13 protein-coding genes and 6 pseudogenes are annotated in these 20291 nt (G+C 65.9%); 6 read left to right on the top strand and 13 right to left on the bottom strand.

The genetic code is table 11. The features are described 5' to 3' along the window. Window positions 1–2: 2 nt before the first annotated feature. The 9 genes from T428_RS0113195 to T428_RS0113155 form a co-directional block, all read right to left on the bottom strand. Window positions 3–1157, bottom strand: a complete 1155-nt coding sequence (locus tag T428_RS0113195) for an MCE family protein (RefSeq protein WP_025736860.1) — start codon at window positions 1155–1157, stop codon at window positions 3–5. Continuing rightward, a complete protein-coding gene (locus tag T428_RS0113190) occupies window positions 1154–2587 on the bottom strand; it encodes a virulence factor Mce family protein (RefSeq protein ID WP_025736859.1) in 1434 nt (477 codons plus the stop codon). The genes T428_RS0113195 and T428_RS0113190 overlap by 4 nt, the downstream gene beginning before the upstream one ends. Next, complete coding sequence (locus tag T428_RS0113185) at window positions 2584–3648, bottom strand: virulence factor Mce family protein (RefSeq protein WP_025736858.1); 1065 nt, start codon at window positions 3646–3648, stop codon at window positions 2584–2586. Before T428_RS0113185 ends, T428_RS0113190 begins: the two co-directional genes overlap by 4 nt. Continuing rightward, entirely contained in the window at window positions 3638–4690 is a 1053-nt protein-coding gene (locus tag T428_RS0113180) for an MCE family protein (RefSeq protein WP_025736857.1), read from the bottom strand. The genes T428_RS0113185 and T428_RS0113180 overlap by 11 nt, the downstream gene beginning before the upstream one ends. Next, complete coding sequence (locus tag T428_RS0113175) at window positions 4690–5892, bottom strand: MCE family protein (protein WP_025736856.1); 1203 nt, start codon at window positions 5890–5892, stop codon at window positions 4690–4692. The genes T428_RS0113180 and T428_RS0113175 overlap by 1 nt, the downstream gene beginning before the upstream one ends. An 18-nt stretch (window positions 5893–5910) precedes the next feature. After that, a complete protein-coding gene (locus tag T428_RS0113170) occupies window positions 5911–6753 on the bottom strand; it encodes an MlaE family ABC transporter permease (protein WP_025736855.1) in 843 nt (280 codons plus the stop codon). A 7-nt stretch (window positions 6754–6760) separates the two neighbouring features. Beyond that, on the bottom strand, window positions 6761–7525 hold the full coding sequence (locus tag T428_RS0113165; RefSeq protein ID WP_025736854.1) for an MlaE family ABC transporter permease: 765 nt from the start codon (window positions 7523–7525) through the stop codon (window positions 6761–6763). 238 nt (window positions 7526–7763) lie between these two features. Beyond that, window positions 7764–8678, bottom strand: coding sequence for a 3-oxoacyl-ACP reductase (locus T428_RS0113160; RefSeq protein ID WP_025736853.1), 915 nt, complete (start codon window positions 8676–8678; stop codon window positions 7764–7766). A gap of 36 nt (window positions 8679–8714) precedes the next feature. Continuing rightward, the gene (locus T428_RS0113155) at window positions 8715–8906 is read right to left on the bottom strand and encodes a ferredoxin (protein WP_025736852.1); all 192 of its coding nucleotides are present in this window, start codon (window positions 8904–8906) and stop codon (window positions 8715–8717) included. A 193-nt stretch (window positions 8907–9099) separates the two neighbouring features. On the opposite strand from T428_RS0113155, the pseudogene T428_RS27825 reads away from it, so the two are divergent. The 4 pseudogenes from T428_RS27825 to T428_RS27810 all read left to right on the top strand — a co-directional run bounded on the left by T428_RS27825 (window position 9100) and on the right by T428_RS27810 (window position 13621). Next, window positions 9100–10279: pseudogene (locus T428_RS27825) on the top strand (acyl-CoA dehydrogenase). A gap of 15 nt (window positions 10280–10294) precedes the next feature. Then, a pseudogene (locus tag T428_RS27820) lies at window positions 10295–11390 on the top strand (acyl-CoA dehydrogenase family protein). A gap of 4 nt (window positions 11391–11394) precedes the next feature. Beyond that, window positions 11395–12902: pseudogene (gene fadD17 / locus T428_RS27815) on the top strand (long-chain-fatty-acid--CoA ligase FadD17). 4 nt (window positions 12903–12906) lie between these two features. After that, window positions 12907–13621 (top strand): annotated as a pseudogene (locus T428_RS27810) (serine hydrolase). On the opposite strand, the gene T428_RS0113130 reads toward T428_RS27810, so the two are convergent. From T428_RS0113130 to T428_RS0113115, 4 genes are read right to left on the bottom strand one after another with little or no spacing between them, the layout of a single operon-like run. Beyond that, a complete protein-coding gene (locus tag T428_RS0113130) occupies window positions 13607–15154 on the bottom strand; it encodes an acetolactate synthase large subunit (RefSeq protein WP_025736851.1) in 1548 nt (515 codons plus the stop codon). The pseudogene T428_RS27810 and the gene T428_RS0113130 overlap by 15 nt on opposite strands. Then, on the bottom strand, window positions 15151–15975 hold the full coding sequence (locus tag T428_RS0113125; RefSeq protein ID WP_025736850.1) for an amidohydrolase family protein: 825 nt from the start codon (window positions 15973–15975) through the stop codon (window positions 15151–15153). Before T428_RS0113125 ends, T428_RS0113130 begins: the two co-directional genes overlap by 4 nt. A gap of 25 nt (window positions 15976–16000) precedes the next feature. Next, window positions 16001–16768, bottom strand: a complete 768-nt coding sequence (locus tag T428_RS0113120) for a fructosamine kinase family protein (protein ID WP_025736849.1) — start codon at window positions 16766–16768, stop codon at window positions 16001–16003. Then, window positions 16765–18417 (bottom strand): acyl-CoA synthetase, encoded by a 1653-nt coding sequence (locus T428_RS0113115; RefSeq protein WP_025736848.1) that lies wholly within the window; start codon window positions 18415–18417, stop codon window positions 16765–16767. Before T428_RS0113115 ends, T428_RS0113120 begins: the two co-directional genes overlap by 4 nt. A gap of 64 nt (window positions 18418–18481) precedes the next feature. Between T428_RS0113115 and T428_RS27805 the strand changes: the two are divergent. Continuing rightward, a pseudogene (locus tag T428_RS27805) lies at window positions 18482–19294 on the top strand (crotonase/enoyl-CoA hydratase family protein). 103 nt (window positions 19295–19397) lie between these two features. After that, a pseudogene (locus tag T428_RS27800) lies at window positions 19398–20263 on the top strand (hypothetical protein). Window positions 20264–20291 lie beyond the last annotated feature (28 nt).

The following is a 20291-nucleotide window of genomic DNA, read 5'->3' as shown; positions in this document are numbered from 1 at the left end:
CCCTACTGTGCTGCCGTGCCGGGCGGAATCTTGAACGGGTCGGCCGCCTGACCGGACAGGTTGGCCAATTCGCCGGTCAAGAAGTCGGGCGGGTTGAGAACCTCCGACATGTGCATCATGTTCGGGTCGAGAGCATAGGACGTCGTGAAGAACGTTTCACCGAGCCGGCGCAGGGTCAGGTCGAAGGTCGTGAACACGTTGAGGTAGTCGCCGCGCACCGCCTGCTTGATACCGAAGTTCGGGAACGGGAACGTCAGCAACAACTGCATCGACGTGACGAAATTCTTCCGGTTGTCGTTGAGCGCCTTGACGACCGAATACAGCTCCTTGAGGTCCTCGGCGAAGTCCACCTTCGTCTTGGACAGCACATGCGATGTGACCGTCGCCAGTTTCTTCAGCGCGCCGAACGCCTCGACAATGTGCTGGCGGTTCTTGTTGAGCACCTTCAGCGCCTCGGGCAGGGTTTGCAACGCCCGGCCGAGGTTGTCCTTGTCGCGCGCCAGGATCGCGGAAAATCGGTTCAAACCGTCGACCGCGTCGATGATGTCGCCGACCTGCCGGTCGAGCCCCGCCGTCAGTTCCGCCAGCCTGGGGATCAAGCCGGAGAACTGGCCCTGCCGGCCCGCCACCGCCTGGAAAGTCTCGTCGGTGATCTCTTCCAGCGCACCGAGATTGCCCTTGTTGACCACCACGCCCAGGGCCGAGAACACCTCTTCGGTGGTGGGGAAGCGGCCGTTGTTGGCCTCCGAGATCTTGGAACCGTTGGTCAGCCTGCCGGTCGCCGGCTTGCCCTTCGGCGCGGCCAGATCGATGTGCAGCGAACCCAGCAAGGAGGTCTGGGCGACCGTCGCAGTCGCGTTGGCGGGCAACACGACGTTTTTGTCCAGGGCTAATTTCACTGCGGCATAAAACGATCCGTCGGCACGCTGTTCGGCAGCGATACCGGCGACGCTGCCGACCGTGACATCGTCGACCATGACCGGTGAGTTTTGTGGCAACGTCGCCACGTCGGGCATTTCGACGGTGACCGAGAAGGCACCGCTGCCATGACCGGCGGTGCCGGGCATCGACAACGAGTTCAGGCCGCCGAATTGGCAGCCGGCAAGCAACGCGCTGCCCGCCGCTAATGCGCCGCCGCGCAACCAGATTCGCCTCATCCACCGGACCCCTGACCGTTTTGCAGCCCAGCGGCGGGTCCTGGCGCAGGACCCGGAAGGGGGCCGAACGCGGAGCCGGGAGCCGGACCCGGAGCGGGTGCCGGCGCGACAGTCGGTGCCTCCGGCGGCGTGCCGGTCTGCGGAGCCGGCGGCACCAGCAGCGCCTGCAGGTCGGCCGGGTTCTGAACGGCGGGCGGTGGGACGCCCTTTGCCGGTATCCAGGTCAGCTCCGGAATCGGCGTCTGCGCCTTGGCTTTGGTCTCCGGGGTGTCGTAGATGATCTGGCCCTTGTACGCCGTGATCGTGTTCAGCGGGTGGAACATGACCGGCGGATAGTTCACCGCCAGCCGGCGCAGCACCGGCCCCAGTCGCTCGCGACACAGCTCGGCGCGCCGGTAGTAGTCGGGTGCCCGCGGCCCGCCGGCGGTTTCAAAGGAACCACCGCAGATGAATTGCACCGGGTTGGCGAACTCCGGGATGGACAACAGGCCGTTCAGGGTGCCCTGCGCCGGGTCGTAGATGTTGTAGAAGTTGGCGATACCGGGGCCCGCGACGTGCAGCACCTGCTCGATGTTGTCGCTTTGGTCGCTCAACGTCTTGCTGAAGTCGTTGAGCTGGTTGACCGTATCGATCAGGGTCGAGTTGTTCTCGTGTAGGAAGCCGCGGATGTCGGACAGTGCCTGATTGAGCGTGCCCAGGGTGTTGTCCAGATGCCGCGAGCTGTCCGCGAGGACCTGCGACACCGAGGCGACGCTTCCGGCGAACTGCACGATTTGGTCGTTGCTCGCGGACAAGGCGTTGACCAGAACCTGCAGGTTTTTGACCGTGCCGAAGATGTCGCTGCGCGAATCCCCCAGTCGCCCAGCGACCTGCGAAAGTTCTCGCAACGCGCTGTGGAACGATTGACCCTTGCCGTCCAGCGTGTCCGCGGCCTGGTTGATCGCCGCGCCCAACGGTCCCTGCATCGATCCGGTCGTCGGACCCAGCGACACGGCCAGTTGGGTCAGCGCTTCCTTGACCTCGTCCCATTCCACCGGGACCGCGGTGCGGTTCAGGTCGATGCTGCCGCCGTCGGGCAGCACCGCCCCGCCGGTGTAGGCCGGGGCGAGCTGAATGAACCTCGCCGCCACCAGGTTCGGGGCCATGACGACCGCCCTGGCGTCCTTGGGGATCTTCACGTCCTTGGGCACCGTCATCGTGATTTTCACGTCGGACGGACGCGGTTCGATCGAGTCGATCTTGCCGATCGGGACGCCCAGAACCCGGACCTGGTCGCAGGGATACAGCCCGACCGCGGACGTGAAGTAGCCGACGATGGTGCGGTTATTTGCTTTCGAGGAAAGCACGTACACGCCGCCCACCAGCACCGCGACCAACGCGATGATGGTGGTGTAGCGCAGCCCGCGGCTGCCGGCGATTCGCTGGATCATGGCGACTTCGGCCGGATGATCCAGCGTTCCTGGATCAACCCGCGCAGGTAGTCGGAGAGGCTGGCCGGCAGCTTGCCCGGCTGGTAGAAGAAGTCGAACGTCGCCGCCAGCAGCGGCGCCGGGATGACGCCGTACACGTTGACGTTGAATCCCGGCCCGGAACCGACGACCTCACCGAGCTCCGTCGCATAGGTGGGCAACCGTTTGAGGGCCTCGGTGATGTAGTCGCGACGCTCGTTGAGGTTGCTCAGTACATCGTTGAGCTTGCTCAAGGCGGGCCCGAATTGCTTGCGGTTGTCGGCGACGAATCCGGAAAGCTGTGCCGACAAACCGCTGATGCCCGCGATCAATTGCCCCAACGCGGCGCGGCGCTCGTCGAGCGCGGCGAACAACTCGTTGCCGTCGTCGACCAACTTGTTGACCTGGTCGGCGCGTTGCGACAACACGGCGGTCACCGACTTCGCATGGGCCAGCAGGCTTTGCAACGCTTCGTCGCGGCGATTCAGCGTGCGGGACAGCGACGTCACCCCATCCAGCGCGCCGCGCAGTTCCGGGGTGGCGCCGCGCAGCGTGTCGATGAGAACGTTCAACGCCTGCTCGAACTGCGGCTTGTCCAGGTTGTTGGCGTTCTGCCCCAGGTCCTCGAGCGCGCCGGCCAGGGTGTAGGGCGTGGTCGTGCGGCTCAGCGGAATGGTGGTGGCCTTGCCGTGACCCGCGGGAGTCACCGCGATCGAGCGCTCGCCGAGGATGGTGTCGGTGCGGATCGCGGCCAGCGACTGGTCACCGACCGCGACGTGCCGATCCACCGCGAACGTCACCTTTGCGCTGTCTCCGGCCAGACCGACGGCCTGCACCTTGCCGACCTTGAAGCCCGACACGTAGACCGAATTGCCGGGCGAGATTCCGCCGGCGTCGCTGAAGTAGGCCTCGTACACCCGGCCCGGTGGGTAGAACGGCAAGTTGGCGTAGCCGAATGCGAGCAACACCACGCAGACGACCAGCACCACGCCGAAAATTCCGGTGCGTAGCGGATCGCGTTCGCGCTTTGGGTTACTTGGCAAAAGCGCACCTCCCCTGGCTGGGATCCACCTGACCACCGAGGGGCAGCAGGATGTCGCTGCCGGCCGGCCCGTTGATCTTGATCGTCACCGAGCAGAAGTAGATGTTGAAGAACGACCCGTAGGCGCCGAGCGCGGCCAGGCGCAGGTAGTCCTCGCCCAGTTGCTCGATGTCGTTGTTCACCTCGGCCTTGCGGCTGTCGACTTCGGTGGCCAGTGGTCGGGTGTTTTCCAGGATGCCTTGCAGTGGCCGACGTGAATTCTTCAGCAGCTCAGTCAGATCCGTCGTTGTCGACGCCAACGGCGGAATGGCTCCCGCGATCGAGTCCTTGTTTTGGGCCAGCCCGCTGATCAATTGCTGCAGCTGGTCCACGCTGGCCGAGAATTGCGCGCTGCGTTGGTCGATGGTGCCCAGCACCGAATTCAGGTTGGTGATTGCGTCACCGATCAGCTGGTCGCGCCGGCCCAGCGCCTGGGTGAAGGCGCTGGTGTCGGCCAGCACATTCGACAGCGCTCCACCCTGGCCCTGCAACAGCTCGATGACTGCGCCGCTGATCGTGTTGACCTTGTCGGCATCCAGGCCTTTGAGCACCGGCTTCAGTCCGCCCAGCAGCGCATCCAGATCCAGTGCGGGCTGGGTGTGTTGGGCGTTGATGGTTCCGCCCGGTGCCAGCTTGCGCAGCTCCCCCGGGCCCGACGTGATCTCGAGGAACCGGTCGCCGACCAAGTTTTCGTACCGGATCACCGCGCGTGTCGACGTGTACAGAGTGTAACGCTTGTCGATTTCGAAGGCCACGTCGACGGTGTTGTCCGGGTTGAGCTTGAGGCCGTTCACCGAACCGACCGGCACACCCGCAATGCGGACCTTCTGGCCGGCCTTCAACTTAGAGGCGTCGATAAACGTTGCGTGGTAAGTGTTTTCGTCGCCGAAACGGAAGTCACCGAAGACCACCACCAACCCCGCGGCGACCATCAACATCACCACCGTGAAGATGCTGACCTTGATCACCATCGACCGGTGCGATGGCATTTCCGAGCTTGCCATCAGCAGTCGTCTCGTTCCGCAAAGGCGCCGTGGAACAGGAACTGCAGTGTCGAGGGCGCATCGAACTGCAGTTCGGTGAACGGCTCGTAGGGGATGTTGGCGTTATCGGTCACCAGGAACGGTGCCCGGTAGAACGACCCGCCGGTCTGCTTGGTCGGGATGTCCGGCAAGCCACGGCAGTTCGGACCCCCGGAGGCGTTAACAATCGGCAGCGACTCCGGGAAGGTGTACGACGGCGCGCCCAGCACGAAGCTCGACGACGTGAACAGGCCAGCCTTGCGAACGCCGAGCAGTGGGGCAAATTCCTTGATGTCGCGGTCGATACCGGCGAACAGGCAGCCGAATTCGGGCGAGTAGTCGGAGGCCACCTTGAGTGGGGCCCGCAGCCGGTTGATGGCATCGATCAGGTCCTGCTCGGCCGGCGCCAACGTCTCGTAAGCGTTGTTGGACAGGCCGATTGTGGCCAGCAGGGTGGCGTTGAGGTTTTTCTGCTGGTCGACCACCGTCTTGTCGATCGTGGGCAGATTGTCGAAGATCGTGTTCAGATCTCCGGCGGCGTCGGCGTAGACGCCTGTCACGACGGCCGTCTTACGGAAGTCCTCCTGCAGCGCCGCCAGCTTCGGATTCGTCTGTTGCGTCAGGGTATTCAGGCCCGACAGCAGCGCACCCAGGTCGTCACCATGACCGCGCAGGCCTTCGGCGAAGGCGCTCAGCGTTCCGTTCAACTCGACCGGGTCGACCTTATGCAACAGATCCATTAGCGACTGAAACAGCGTGTTGACCTCGAGCTGCACCGCGGAGGCCTCGACATGCGCATTGGGCCGCAGCGACGTCGGCGAAGGAGCCTGGGGCGGAACGAATTCCACGGACTTTGCGCCGAAAATCGTGTTGCCGCCGATACGCACCGCCGCGTTGGAGGGGATGAAATGCATCTGGTCGCTGTTGATGGCCAGCGTCAGGCGGGCCTGCTCGCCCCGGTAACTGATGTCGGTGACCTTGCCGATCTGGATGCCGCGGTACTTGACCTTGGCGCCCTTGTCCATCACCAGCCCGGCGCGCGGCGCCGCGACGGTGACCGTGTCGACGGATGCGAACGCCGCTGTGTACGACAGGTAAGTCAGCACCGAGAACGCGACCAACAAACTGGCCAGCAGCGCTGCTGCCAGCCGGACAGTCGTGCGTCGCGATCGGTTGCTTGCCATTTGAATTAAGCGGTCCCCTTACCCCGAGAGGTTGAAGTTACCGGACGCACCGTAAACGGCCAGCGAGATGAACAAGGTAATGACGACGACGACGATCAGCGAGGTCCGAACCGCCTGACCCACCGCGATGCCCACGCCCACCGGCCCACCGCTGGTGTTGTAGCCGTAATAGGTATGCACCAGCATCACCGCGATGGACATCACGATGGCCTGCAGGAACGACCAAAGCAAGTCCGACGGGATCAGGAACGTATTGAAGTAGTGGTCGTAGAGACCGGCCGACTGTCCGTTGATGAAGACCGTGGTGAAGCGGGCGGCGAAGAACGCGGCGAGCACCGACAGCGAATACAGTGGGACGATCGCCACCAGACCGGCGATCAGCCGCGTCGACACCAGGTAGGACACCGAGTGCACGGCCATGCATTCGACGGCGTCGATTTCCTCGGACACCCGCATGGCACCCAATTGCGCGGTGGCACCGGCACCGATCGTCGCCGCCAGCGCGATGCCAGCAATGACCGGCGCGACCACGCGCACGTTCAGGAACGCCGACAGGAAGCCGGTCAATGCCTCGATACCGATATTGCCCAGCGACGAGTAGCCCTGGACGGCGATGACCCCACCGGAGGCCAGGGTCAAAAACGCCGCGACGCCGACCGTGCCACCGATCATCACCAGCGCACCCGCGCCCAGCGTCATCTCCGCGACGAGCCGGATCGTCTCCTTGCGATATCGGGTCAGCGCCTTGGGGACGAAGCGCACGGTCTGGCCGTAGAACAGCGCCTGCTCGCCGAAGTCGTCGACCGGCCCCTGCAGCCGCGAAGCGACGTAACGCAGCCGGTAGGTGAAGTCGTAGCTCATCGCGTCGTCACTTCGTCGAGAACCGCACGCCGATGGCCGTCATCACCACGTTGATGACGAACAGGCAGATGAACGCGTAGACCACGGTTTCGTTGACCGCGTTGCCGACGCCCTTCGGCCCACCCTTGACGGTGAGGCCCCGGTAGCACCCGACCAGGCCGGCCATCACGCCGAACAGCAGCGCCTTGACTTCGGCCAGCACCAACTCGCGCAGTCCGGTCAACACGGTCAGCCCGTTGATGAATGCGCCCGGGTTGACGCCCTGCAGAAACACGGAGAACACGTACCCGCCGGACAAACCGATGGCGCACACCAAACCGTTGAGCAGCAGTGCGACAACGGTAGACGCCAGAACGCGGGGCACCACCAGCCGGTGGATCGGGTCGATGCCGAGCACCCGCATCGCGTCGATTTCTTCGCGGATGGTGCGGGCACCCAGGTCGGCGCAGATCGCGGTGGCACCCGCCCCGGCGACGACGAGCACGGTCACCACCGGGCCCAGCTGGGTGATGGTGCCGAATGCCGTTCCGGCGCCGGACAAATCGGCCGCACCGATTTCACGCAGCAGGATGTTGAGGGTGAACGCCACCAAGACCGTGAAGGGGATCGACACCAACAGCGTCGGGACCAACGACACCCGCGCGATCATCCACGTCTGATCCAAGAACTCGCGGCTTTGAAACGGTCGTCGGAACGAAGCACGGGCCGTATCGATCATCATCTCGAAGAACCCACCAACAGCGCGGGCGGGAACCGCAAGTTGTTCGATCAACGCGGCATCCCCCTTTGCTGCTCTCGGCGAAGCCTATACGTCGCCGTTGCGTGGTCATTCGTCGCAGTCGGCTCCGTGTGAGCCAGATCATATTAACTCAGAGAAAGTGCACCGTGTCAATGAACAGGTTATCTCTAGCAAAAGCGTTAATTTGTCCTGTTCAGAGCCCTTGTGCTATTGCCAATCTGACACACGTTCTACTAGCCCGATTTGGCTCGGAGAAAGAGCTTTGCGAACGTTATTGTTCCATTAACGCGGTCGCAGAAAAGTTACGTTCTGGATCCCTACCAGCAAAGTAGTCGCGGAGCGTGCTGCTCAGTTGAGCCGGCTCCCATGCGGCGCCGTCGGCGATGAAGCGGTGCTCCGCGGTCGGAGCTGAGACCAATGTCACCTGCGGCCCGTAGACGATGAACACTTGCCCGTTGACCTCCGCGGCTTCCGGGGACGACAGGAACTGCACCAGGTTCACCACGTGATCGGGGGAAAGCGGGTCGATGCCGCCTTCCTCGATCTCCGGCGCGCTGCCGAACACGTCCGCCGTCATCGCGGTGCGCGCACGCGGGCAGATCGCGTTGGCGCACACCCCGTAGCGGCCCAGCGCCCGCGCCGCCGTCAGGGTGAGCGAGATGATGCCCGCCTTGGCGGCGCCGTAGTTGGCCTGCCCCACCGGGCCCACCAGTCCGGCCTCCGAGGCGGTGTTGACGATCCTGCCGAAGATCGAACCCCCCGCATCCTTGGCGCGGCTCCGCCAGTACGTCGCGGCGTTGCGGGTGAGCAGGAAGTGCCCACGCAAATGCACGGCGATGACCTGGTCCCATTCCTCGTCGGACATGTTGAACAGCATCCGGTCGCGGGTGATGCCGGCATTGTTGATCACGATGTCGAGTCCGCCCAGCCCGTCGGCGCAGGACACCAGTTCGTCGGCCGTGGCGCGCTGGCTGATGTCACCGGTCACCGCGACGGCCTTCGAGCCGGCCGCGCTGATCTCGTCGATCACATCCGAGGCGTCCAGCGCGGCGGCGATGTCGTTGACGACGACGGTGGCCCCCAGGCGGGCCAGGCGGAGCGCTTCGGCGCGGCCCAGACCTGCGGCCGCACCGGTCACCACCGCGACCTTCCCGGATAGATCGGTCGCGTTCGTGCTGCTAGTCAATTTATGAATACCTCTAGTTTCTCAAGTCCCTTGCCGCTAGTCTTCGCGCAGCAACGCCGCGCGCGGGCACTCGGCGATCGCCTGCTCGGCGAGACTTTCTTGGTCCGACGGAATTGGATCGAGCTTTACGACGGCATAATCCTCATCGTCGAGGTCGAAGATATCTGGTGCGATTCCCAAGCACACCGCGTTGCCTTCGCACCGGTCACGATCCACGATCACCCGCACGGCATCCTCCTTGAAGCTAGCCCGGATCTCGTTCCTATGTCCCTTCAGAATGTAGCTCCACCATAGGGCTCACGTGCGTCTGAGGAAACGCTCGCTGGATTCCCAGACTAGAACGTGTTACAACCTCCGAAGACGAACGGGTAACCGTCGGTCGAATAGCAGCTTGTCACGCTTAACCAAAAGGACGGCTGGAATGCGCATCAGTTACACCCCTGAACAGGAGGAGCTGCGTCGCGAGCTGCGGTCGTACTTCACTGCACTCATGACGTCGGAGCGACGCGAGGCGCTGCACTCGACCGAGAGTGAGGTCGGGACCGGCAACGCGTATCGCGACACCGTTGCGCAGATGGGCAAGGACGGGTGGCTCACCCTGAACTGGCCCAAGGAATACGGCGGCCAGGACCGCTCCCCGATGGACTCGCTGATCTTCACCGACGAGGCCGCGATCGCCGGTGTGCCGGTGCCGTTCCTGACGATCAACAGCGTGGCGCCGACGATCATGGCGTTCGGCACCGAAGAGCAAAAGAAGTTCTTCCTGCCCAAGATCGCGGCCGGGCAATTGCACTTCTCGATCGGCTACTCCGAGCCCGGTACCGGCACCGACCTGGCGAACCTGCGCACCACGGCGGTCCGCGACGGCGACGACTACGTCATCAACGGCCAGAAGATGTGGACCAGCCTGATCGCCTACGCCGACTGGGTCTGGCTGGCGGTGCGCACCAACCCCGAGGCCAAGAAGCACCGCGGCATTTCGATGCTGGTGGTGCCGACGACCGCCGAGGGCTTCTCCTGGACGCCCGTGCACACCATGGCCGGGGTGGACACCAGCGCCACCTAATTACTCCGATGTGCGGGTCCCGGTGACCAACCTGATCGGCGAGGAGAACGGTGGCTGGAAGCTCGTGACCAACCAGCTCAACCATGAGCGCGTCGCGCTGGTGTCCCCGCAGCCGATCTTCCTGGCCCTGCGCGAGGTGCGCGAATGGGCGCAAAACACCAAGGACGACGGTGGCGCCCGGCTAATCGACTCGGAGTGGGTGCAGCTGAACCTGGCCCGGGTGCACGCCAAGGCCGAGGTGCTCAAGCTGATCAACTGGGAGCTGGCGTCAGCGCACAGCGATGCCCTGAACCCGGCCGACGCGTCGGCGGCGAAGGTGTACGGCACCGAGCTGGCCACCGAGGCCTACCGGCTGCTGATGGAGGTGCTGGGTACCGCGGCGACGGTGCGCCAGGATTCGCCGGGCGCGAAGCTGGCAGGCCGGGTCGAGCGGATGCACCGGGCCTGCCTGATCCTGACCTTCGGCGGCGGCACCAACGAAGTGCAGCGCGACATCATCGGCATGGTCGCCCTCGGCCTGCCCCGAAACCGCTGAGCCTTAAGGACAGACATGGATTTCACGACAACCGAAGCGGCGAGTGACCTCGGCGGCCTGGTCGACACGATCGTCGATTCGGTGTGCACGCCCGAGCACCAACGCGAACTCGACTCACTCGAGCAGCGATTCGACCGCGACCCATGGCAGAAGCTGATCGAGGCCGACATCCTCACCAGCGCGTCGGCGTCCGTGCTCGGCGGCGACGGTTTCGGCGCGCTCGAGCAGGTCGCGATTCTGGTTGCGCTGGGCCGCCAGCTGGCCGCCGTGCCGTACCTGGACTCGGTGATGCTGGGCGCCGGGGTGCTGGCACGATTCGGCTCCGAGGACCTGCAGCAGGCCTGGGGAGTCCCGGCCGTCAAGGGTGAGAAGATCCTGACGGTTGCCCTGGACGGCGAGATGGGCGAGGAACCCATACAGGCCACCCGCGCCGGTGACGGCTACCGGTTGACCGGGACCCGCACCCAGGTGGGGTTCGGCCCCGTCGCGGACGCTTCTGGTTCCCGCCGAAACCGATTCCAGCACAGCCATTTTCCTGGTGAGCGCCGAAGATCAGGGGGTCAAGGTGACCACGCTGACGACCACCGGGAAGAACAGCGTCGGACACCTGGCGCTGGACGGCGTCGCGGTGGATGAGGCGCGGAAGGTCGGCGGAAGTGAAGTCGTGGCCTGGCTCGGCACGCTCGGTACCCTGGGGCGCAGCGCCTATCAGCTCGGAGTGCTGGATCGCGGCTTGCAGATGACGGCCGAATACGCCCGCGAGCGTGAGCAATTCGACCGCCCGATCGGCAGCTTCCAGGCGGTGTCGCAGCGGCTGGCCGACGGCTACATCGACGTCAAGGGGCTGCGGTTGACGCTGACCCAGGCGGCGTGGAAGGTCTCCGAAGACATCCCGGCCGAGATCGACGTGGCCAGCGCCGCGTTCTGGGCCGCCGACGCCGGACACCGGGTCGCGCACACCATCGTGCACGTGCACGGCGGTGTCGGCGTCGACACCGATCACCCGGCGCACCGCTACTTCCTGGCCGCCAAGGAGACCGAGTTCCCGCTGGGCGGGGCCACCGGGCAGCTGCGCCGGATCGGTCGCGAGCTGGCAGAAACTCCTGCCTAGCTTCGTGATTCCGGCTGACCCGACGGTCACCAAGCTGCTGGCGCCGCTGGCTGAGATCGCCGACCGCGGCGTCTACTTCGAGGATTCGTTCACCAGCTGGCGCGACCACCTGCGACACGGCGCCGCGATCGCGGCGACGCTGCGCGCGTGCCTCGACCCGGCCCGGCCGCCGCACGTCGGGGTGCTGCTGGAGAACACGCCTTTCTTCTCGGCGGTGCTGACCGCGGCCGGGATGTCGGGGATTGTGCCGGTCGGCCTCAACCCGGTGCGCCGTGGCGAGGCGCTGGCCCGCGACATCAGCCGAGCCGACTGTCAGGTGGTACTGGCCGACGCGAAATCCGCTGCGACACTCGATGATATCGAGCATCTCAACGTCGATTCGGCGCAGTGGGCCGCCGAAGTCGACGCGCATCGTGACGCCGAGTTGAGCTTCCAGTCCGCCTCGGCCCAAGACCTTTTCATGCTGATCTTCACGTCGGGCACCAGCGGGGAACCGAAGGCGGTGAAGTGCAGCCACGGCAAGGTCGCGATCGCCGGAATCACGATGGCACAACGCTTCGACCTTGGCCGCGACGACGTCTGCTACGTGTCCATGCTATTGTTCCACTCCAACGCCGTCCTGGTCGGCTGGGCGGTGGCCGCGGCGTGCCAGGGCTCAATGACGTTGCGGCGCAAGTTCTCCGCATCTGGATTCCTGCCGGATGTCCGCCGGTACGGCGCGACCCACGCCAACTACGTGGGCAAGCCGCTGTCCTACGTGCTGGCCACGCCGGAGCGATCCGACGACGCGGACAACCCGCTGCGGGCGGTGTACGGCAACGAGGGTTTCCCCGCCGACATCGAACGGTTTGGCCGCAGATTCGGCTGCAAGGTCCAGGACGGGTTCGGCTCCACCGAGGGCGGAGTCGAGATCGCCCGCACACCCGATACGCCACCGGGCGCATTGGGTCCGCTGACCGAGGGACTGGACATCGTCGACCCCGAGACCGGCAAGTCCTGCCCGGTGGGCGTCGTCGGCGAGATCGTAAACACCAGCGGGCCGGGTCGTTTCGAAGGTCACTACAACGACGCGGCCGCCGAGGCCGAGCGAATGGCCGGTGGGATCTACCACAGTGGCGACCTCGGCTATCGCGACGAAGCCGGGTTCGCGTACTTCGCTGGGCGGCTGGGCGATTGGATGCGAGTCGACGGCGAGAACCTCGGCGCCGCCCCGATCGAACGGGTGCTGCTGCGCTACCCCGACGCGGCCGAGGTTGCCGTGTACGCGATCCCCGATCCGCGGTCGGCGACCAGGTGATGGCCGCACTGGTTATGGCGCCGGGTAGCGAGTTCGATGCCGAGAAGTTCCGGGCGTTCCTGGCCGAGCAGCCCGACCTGGGACCCAGGCAGTGGCCGTCGAACGTCAGGATCAGCGCGGAGCTGCCGCGGGCGGTGACGTTCAAGGTGCTCAAGCGGCAATTGGCGGCCGAAGGTATCGACTGTCATGATCGGGTATGGCCGATACCCCGATAGCCCCATGACGTCCCGGCCCCTCGAGCTCACGTTGGAAGCGAGCTTCGAACAGCTTTCCGAGGTGGTACCGGCCAACATTGGTGTCGCGATTGCCCGTCCGGACCGGACGTATTCCCTGGGCCGGTGGTGGTCGGGGGTCGCGTGGTCGACGATCAAAGTGCCCTTGGCCATCGCGGCATTGCGCAGCGATTGGCTCAGCGCCCGCGAGCTGGCCGTCAAGGCCATCACCGAGTCGGACAATCGCGCGTCGGAACAGTTGTGGGCGCTGCTGGGCGAACCGGTGGACCGCGGCGCGCAAGGTCCAGGGCGTCGTCGCCGAAGGTGGCGACACCGCGACGGTGGTCGAATCGCGGCGGCTTCGACGTGGTTTCACCGCATTCGACCAGACCCAGTGGAGTCTGCAGCGACAAGCGCGATTCGCCGCCGAGTTGCCGTCGATCCCCGGAGCGGCGGACGTGATCGAGCTGATGACCGACCTCACGCCCGACCACCGGTGGGGCCTGGCCACCAATGGCGCTGCGGCCAAAGGCGGTTGGGGTCCGGGCAGCGATGGCGGCTACCTGGTGCGGCAATTCGGGATTCTGCCCACGCCATCGGGGGAATGGGGCGTGGCGTTGGCGGCCGAAGTCCGCGACGGCGGCTTCAAAACCGGAGTCGAGGTCGTCAATGCGTTGACGGACTGGCTCGTCAGCCGGCTTCCGGTGCTAGCCCGCTATTGACGGGACCATCGCGTCGATCAGATGCGGCCCGGGTTCGGCGAAGGCCTCGCGCAGCGCGTCGGCGAACTCCTCGGCGGTGTTCACCCACCGGGCCGGCACGCCCATACCCTCGGAGATCTTCACGAAATCCATTGTGGGACGAGATAAATCGAGCAGGTCCAACGCCTTAGGGCCGGGAGCAGAGCCGGCGCCGACCCGTTGCAGCTCGATCCGCAAGATGTCGTAAGCGCTGTTGTCGTACAGCACGGTGGTGACGTTGAGGTGCTCACGTGCCTGCGTCCACAGTCCGGCGATCGTGTACATCGCCGACCCGTCGGATTCCAGGCAGAGCACCGGCCGGTCCGGGGCGGCGACCGCGACGCCCACCGCGGTGGGGATGCCGTAGCCGATCGCGCCGCCGGTCAGCGTCAGCCAGTCATGGGCCGGCGCGCCGGCGGTGGCCTGTGCCAGCAGCACGCCCGAGGTGTTCGACTCGTCGACGACGATCGCCCGTTCGGGCAGCAGCGCGCCGACCACGTCGGCCGCCGACGCCGAGGTCAGCGCGCCGGTCGGCAGCTGCGGGCGCGACGCGGCGGCCAGCGGTGCGGAAGTACCAGGAGCGATCTCGTCCGCCAATGCGATCAGCGCGTCGGCCGCACCGAGGTACTCCGACAGCACATGCACCTCGCATCCGGCCGGGACCAGGTCGCTGGGCGTGTTCGGGTAGGCGAAGAAGGACACCGGCGATTTGGCTCCGGCCAGGATCAGATGCTTGGCGCCGTCGAGTTGGGCCGTGGCGGCCTCGGCGAAGTAGGCCAACCGTTCGACGGCGGGGACACCGGCGCCGCGTTCCAGGCGCGTCGGGAAGGTCTCGCACAGCAAGCGGGCCCCGGTCGCCCCGGCGATTCGCGCCGCCGCGGCCAGCCCGGGGCCGCGCGTGGCATCGCCACCGACCATGATCAGCGCTGGTTCTCCCGACCGCAGCACCCGCGCGACCTCGGGCGCCGGCAGCGGGTCGGCGCTCGCCGGACGGGCGGCCGCGGCCGCAGGTTGGGCGCCGTCGGACCAGGACACGTCGGCGGGCAGGATCAGGGTGGAGATCTGCGAGCGGGCCACGCTGGCCGCGATCGCCTCGGCCGCGTCGAGCGCGACGTCGGCGGCGGTACCCGAGCGGCGCACCCAACCCGAGACGGTGCCCGCGAGCGCGTCGATATCGGATTCCAGTGGGGCGTCGTACTTTTTGTGATAGGTGGCGTGGTCTCCGACGACGACGACCATCGGCACGTGTGCCCGCCGCGCGTTGTGCAGGTTGGCCAGGCCGTTGCCCAATCCGGGGCCCAGATGCAACAGCACCGCCGCCGGCCGATCGGCGATGCGGGCATATCCGTCGGCCGCGCCGGTGGCGACGCCCTCGAAAAGGGCTAGCACTCCCCGCATTTGGGGGACGGTGTCCAGCGCGGCCACGAAATGCATTTCCGAGGTGCCGGGGTTGGCGAAGCACACCTCGACGCCGCCGTCGACCAGGGTGTTGATCAGGGCCTGCGCACCGTTCACCTGCTTGCCTCCAGTCTGAATACGCGTTCGGCATTGCCGTGGAGAAAGTCGTGGCGAGCCGCGTCGTCGAGCCCGAGTTCGTCGAGCCCGGCCAGGGGGTGCGCGTGAGTGATCATCGGATAGTTCGTGCCGAAGAGGACTTTGCGTTGTCTGGTAGTAGTTTTCATGAATCGGATCAGCTCGACCGGAAGCCGCCGGATGGTGTAGGCCGACGTGTCGATGTAGACGTTCTCGTGTTTGCGCGCGACGGCCACCATCTCCTCGGTCCATGGATAGCCGACGTGCCCGCACACGATCACCAGTTCGGGAAAGTCCAGCGCCACCTGGTCGATGTAGGGAATCGGGCGCCCGGTCTCCGAGGGCCGCAGCGGGCCGGTGTGACCGACCTGGGTGCAGAACGGAACGGCGGACTCGACGCACTCGGCGAACAGCGGATAGTAACGGCGGTCGGTGGGCGGCGCGTTCCATAGCCACGGCACCACCCGCAGGCCGACGAATCCGTCGGCGACCCGGCGCCGCAGTTCACGCACCGCCTGCATCGGACGGTCCAGGTCGACGGTCGCCAGCCCGGCAAAGCGGTTCGGGTGCAACCGAATCCACTCGGCTACCTCGTCGTTGGAGACCAGGTCCTGACCGTTTGGCCCGTACCACGCGCTGAGTAATCCGAAGCCGACGTCGGCCTCGTTTATCGCCGCGACGGTGACCTCGATCGGGATATCGGAGTCCGGCATGGATCCTCCGGTCCAGCGTCGTAGCGACGCCAGCATGTCGCTGCGCAGGAACCGCGCAGTCGGGTGCTGCATCCACACGTCGATCGTCATCGCCACTCAACACTAGACGCGCGCATCACAGAGCCAGCGCGGCGCGGGCACAAGCGTGCGTGCGCTGGGCGTATCCGCTGCCGAACAGCACCACGTGGGCCAGCAGTGGGAAGAGTTGGTGCAGCCCGATGCGGTCGCGCCAACCGGGTTGCAGCTCTCGCACCTGCTCATACCCCGCGATGACGGCGTCGTAATGCGGGCAGCCGAACAACGCGAGCATCGCCAGGTCGCTCTCGCGGTGCCCGGCGTGCGCGGACGGGTCGATCAGCATCACGCCGTCCGGCGTCCACATCACGTTGCCGCCCCACAGATCGCCGTGCAGCCGGGCCGGCCGGTCGTCATCGTCGAAATCGCCCGCACGGCAACGCGCCATCACTTCCTCGATCGCGGCGCGGGCCGACGCACCCAGGCCGCCCGCCGCGCGTTCGAGCATCGGGGCCAGCCGCTCTTCGGCGTAGAACTCGCCCCAGCGGCGGTGGTGCCGCAGCGACATCGGCAGGGGCTGCGACAACGGCCCGAAGAAGCCCGGCCCATCCCAGCCGTCGGGACCCGCGCCGAACGCCGGGGCTCCCGCGTCGTGTGTGAGCGCCAATCGGTTGCCGAAGACGCGCGCCGCCGACGGGTCGGGGTGCACCGATTCGAGTCGCCGCAAGGTCAGGCTCGTCGCGTCAACCGACACGATCTGCGCACAGGGAACGCCGCCGTCGACCGCCGCAATCCATCGCAGCCCGGCGGCTTCCCAGGCGAAATATCCGCTGGGTGCGCCGAGGTGGCGTTTGACGAAATCCGTCACGCAGTGACGTGCGCGGCGTGCACGTCGTCGGCCGGACGCGCCTCGGTCTGCTCCTTGGCCCAGCGGTAGTCCGGCTTGCCGGCGGGTGATCGCTTCACCTCGTCGACGAGCCAAAGGCTGCGTGGCACTTTGTATCCCGCGATCTCGGAGCGCACGAAGGCGTCCAGTTCGGCCAGCGCCGGACGGGTGCCGGGCCACGCCTGCACCACGGCGGCCACGTGCTGGCCGTAGCGGGGGTCGGGCACGCCGACCACCAGGGCGTCGAAGACGTCCGGGTGGCCCTTGAGCGCGGCCTCGACCTCCTCGGGGTAGATCTTCTCGCCACCGCTGTTGATCGACACCGAGCCGCGGCCCAGCATCGTGACGGTGCCGTCCTCCTCGACGGTCGCGTAGTCACCGGGAATCGCGTACCGGACACCGTTGATGGTCTTGAACGTCTCAGCGGTCTTCTTCTCGTCCTTGTAATAGCCCAGGGGGATGTTGTCCTTCTTGGCGATGAAGCCGCGGACCCCGGAGCCCGGCTTGACCTCGTTGCCGTCTTCGTCGAGGACGACGGTGCGGTGGTCGATCGTCACCTGCGGGCCACCGCTGTGCGGGGCATCCTTGGCGACGATGCTGGTGCCGCCGAACCCGGTCTCCGAGGACCCGATCGAGTCGGTGATGACCCGGTTGGGCAGCAGCTCGAGGAACTTCTCCTTGATGCTCGGCGAGAACAGCGCGGCGGTGGAGGCGAGCAGGAACAGCGACGACAGGTCGTACTCGTTGCCCTTGTCCCGCTGCGCCAGCAACGCGTCCAGCAGCGGCCGCGCCATCGCGTCGCCGGTGAAGAACAGCAGGTTCACCTTGTGCTCGTGAATCGTGCGCCAAACTTCGTCGGCGTTGAATTCCGGTGCCAGCACGGTGGTTTGGCCCGAGAAGATCGACATCCAGGTGGCCGACTGAGTGGCGCCGTGGATCATCGGTGGAATCGGGTGGCGCACCATCGGCGGATTTGCCGCGGCGGCCTCGGCCAGGTCGTACTCGCCCTTGACGAATTCACCTGTGGCGAAGTCGGTTCCACCGAACAGAACGCGATAGATGTCCTCGTGGCGCCACATCACGCCCTTCGGGAAACCCGTCGTGCCGCCGGTGTAGAGCAAGTAGATGTCGTCGGCGCTGCGTTCGCCGAAGTCGCGCTCCGGGGAGCAATTTGCGATCGCGGAGTAGAACTCGACGCCGCCGTAGCGCTGGAAGTCGTTGTCGCTGCCGTCCTCCACGACGAGGATCGTCTTGACGGCCGGAGTGTCGGGCAGCACGTTGGCGACTCGATCCGAGTACTGGCGTTCGTGCACCAGCGCGACCATTTCGGAGTTTTCGAACAGGTAGCACAGCTCGCCCTCGACGTAGCGGTAGTTGACGTTGACCAGGATGGCGCCGGCCTTGATGATGCCCAGCATCGCGATGACGATCTCGTTGCGGTTGCGGCAGTACAGTCCGACCTTGTCGTCCTTCTTCACACCCTGTTCGATCAGGTAGTGCGCCAAGCAGTTGGCCTTCTCCTCCAGCTCGGCGTACGTCAGCTGTTGATCGCCGCAGATGAGGGCTACACGGCCAGGCACGGCGTCGATGGCGTGCTCGGCAAGATCGGCAATATTCAGGGCCACGGCCACCAAATTAGAACGTGTTACATTTCTTGACAAGTTCGTACTCGATCTGGAGGGAAAGGCGGTAGCCGTGGCTGAGGCTCCAGCAAACGAATCGACGGGACCCGACGCGATCGTCGAGCAGCGCGGTCACACCCTGATCGTCACCCTGAGCCGACCGCACGCCCGCAACGCGCTGAGCACCGAAATGATGGAGATCATGGTGCAGGCCTGGGACCGCGTCGACAACGACGACGACATCCGCTGCTGCATCCTGACCGGGGCCGGTGGCTACTTCTGCGCGGGCATGGACCTCAAGGCGGCAACCAAAAAGCCGCCGGGCGACTCGTTCACGGACGGCAGCTACGACCCGTGACGCATCGACGCCCTGCTCAAGGGTCGTCGGCTGACCAAACCGCTGATCGCGGCCGTCGAGGGCCCCGCGATCGCCGGTGGCACCGAGATCCTGCAGGGCACCGACATCCGCATCGCGGGCGAAAGCGTCAAGTTCGGCATTTCCGAGGCCAAGTGGAGCCTGTACCCGATGGGCGGCTCGGCGGTGCGGCTGGTGCGTCAGATTCCCTACACCGTGGCCTGCGACCTGCTGCTGACCGGCCGGCACATCACCGCCGCCGAGGCCAAGGAAATCGGCCTGATCGGTCATCTGGTGCCGGACGGGCAGGCGCTGACCAAGGCGCTCGAGATCGCCGAGCTGATCGAGAACAACGGGCCGCTGGCCGTGCAGGCGATTCTGCGGGCGATCCGCGAGACCGAGGGCATGCACGAGAACGACGCCTTCAAGATCGACACCCAGATCGGGATCAAGGCGTTTTTGTCCGACGACGCGAAGGAAGGCCCGAGGGCGTTCGCCGAAAAGCGCAAGCCCAACTTCCAGAACCGCTAGACCCCTCTTCGCCGAACGTGCTCTGGTGGCGGGAAAATCGCCAAAACCCCTCCACCAGAGCACGTTCGGCGCGGCTGTCGGTGTCCGGCGGCATACTTCCCGCGTGACCGCACCATTTCTCGGCAGCGAAGCACGGGCATCCGGCGAGGCAACGCGCCACGAGCTACGCACCCGATTCGTCGCCATCTATCCCGATGTCTATGTGCCATCCGGATCTGACCTCACCGCCGCGGCGCGTGCCCGCGCCGCGTGGCTGTGGTCCCGGCGGCGTGGCATCATCGCGGGGGCACTCTGCGTCGGCACTGCATGGCGTCAAATGGGTCGACGACAAGGCGCCCGCGCAGTTGCTGTATCAACACCGTCGGCCGCCGGCAGGAATTCACACCTGGTTGGATCGTGTTGCCGGCGACGAGATCGTTTCGATCGCCGGCCTGCCCGCCACGACACCGGCCCGTACGGCGTTCGACCTCGCCTGTCGCAATCCCGTCGGCAGAGCCGTCGCCGCAATCGATGCGCTGGCAAGAACCACGAGGCTGGACACCGCCGAGGTCGAACTGCTCGCCGACCGTTACAAGGGACACCGCAATGTCAGGCGCGCCAGACAAGCGCTCAAGCTGGTTGACGCCGGAGCCGAATCACCTCGCGAGACCTGGTTGCGGCTGCTGATCGTGGACGCCGGCTACCCAAAGCCCGCGGACCCAGATACCGGTCTACGGCCAATACGGCGAGCTGGTGGCGATCCTCGACATGGGCTGGGAGGACATCACCCTCGCCGTCGAGTACGAGGGTGATCGTCACCGGACCGATCGCCGGCAATTCAATCGGGACATCGCGCGTTACGAAGCGCTGTCCGATCTCGGCTGGATCGTCATCCGGGTTACCGCCGACGACACACGGGGCGGAATTCTGCACCGTGTGGCTGCGGCCTGGGCCCGCCGAACGTGCTCAGGTGGCGGAAAAGTCGCCTAAACCCCGCCACCTGAGCACGTTGGGCGAA

The sequence above is a fragment of the Mycobacterium genavense ATCC 51234 genome, assembly GCF_000526915.1.
Classification (GTDB): domain Bacteria; phylum Actinomycetota; class Actinomycetes; order Mycobacteriales; family Mycobacteriaceae; genus Mycobacterium; species Mycobacterium genavense.
This window is presented reverse-complemented; position numbering and strand designations above follow the sequence as displayed.

Coding starts and splice junctions, on each gene's coding strand:
- T428_RS0113195 (WP_025736860.1), bottom strand. CDS start 1,157: ATGAGGCGAATCTGGTTGCGCGGCGGCGCATTAGCGGCGGGCAGCGCG.
- T428_RS0113190 (WP_025736859.1), bottom strand. CDS start 2,587: ATGATCCAGCGAATCGCCGGCAGCCGCGGGCTGCGCTACACCACCATC.
- T428_RS0113180 (WP_025736857.1), bottom strand. CDS start 4,690: ATGGCAAGCTCGGAAATGCCATCGCACCGGTCGATGGTGATCAAGGTC.
- T428_RS0113175 (WP_025736856.1), bottom strand. CDS start 5,892: ATGGCAAGCAACCGATCGCGACGCACGACTGTCCGGCTGGCAGCAGCG.
- T428_RS0113170 (WP_025736855.1), bottom strand. CDS start 6,753: ATGAGCTACGACTTCACCTACCGGCTGCGTTACGTCGCTTCGCGGCTG.
- T428_RS0113125 (WP_025736850.1), bottom strand. CDS start 15,975: ATGACGATCGACGTGTGGATGCAGCACCCGACTGCGCGGTTCCTGCGC.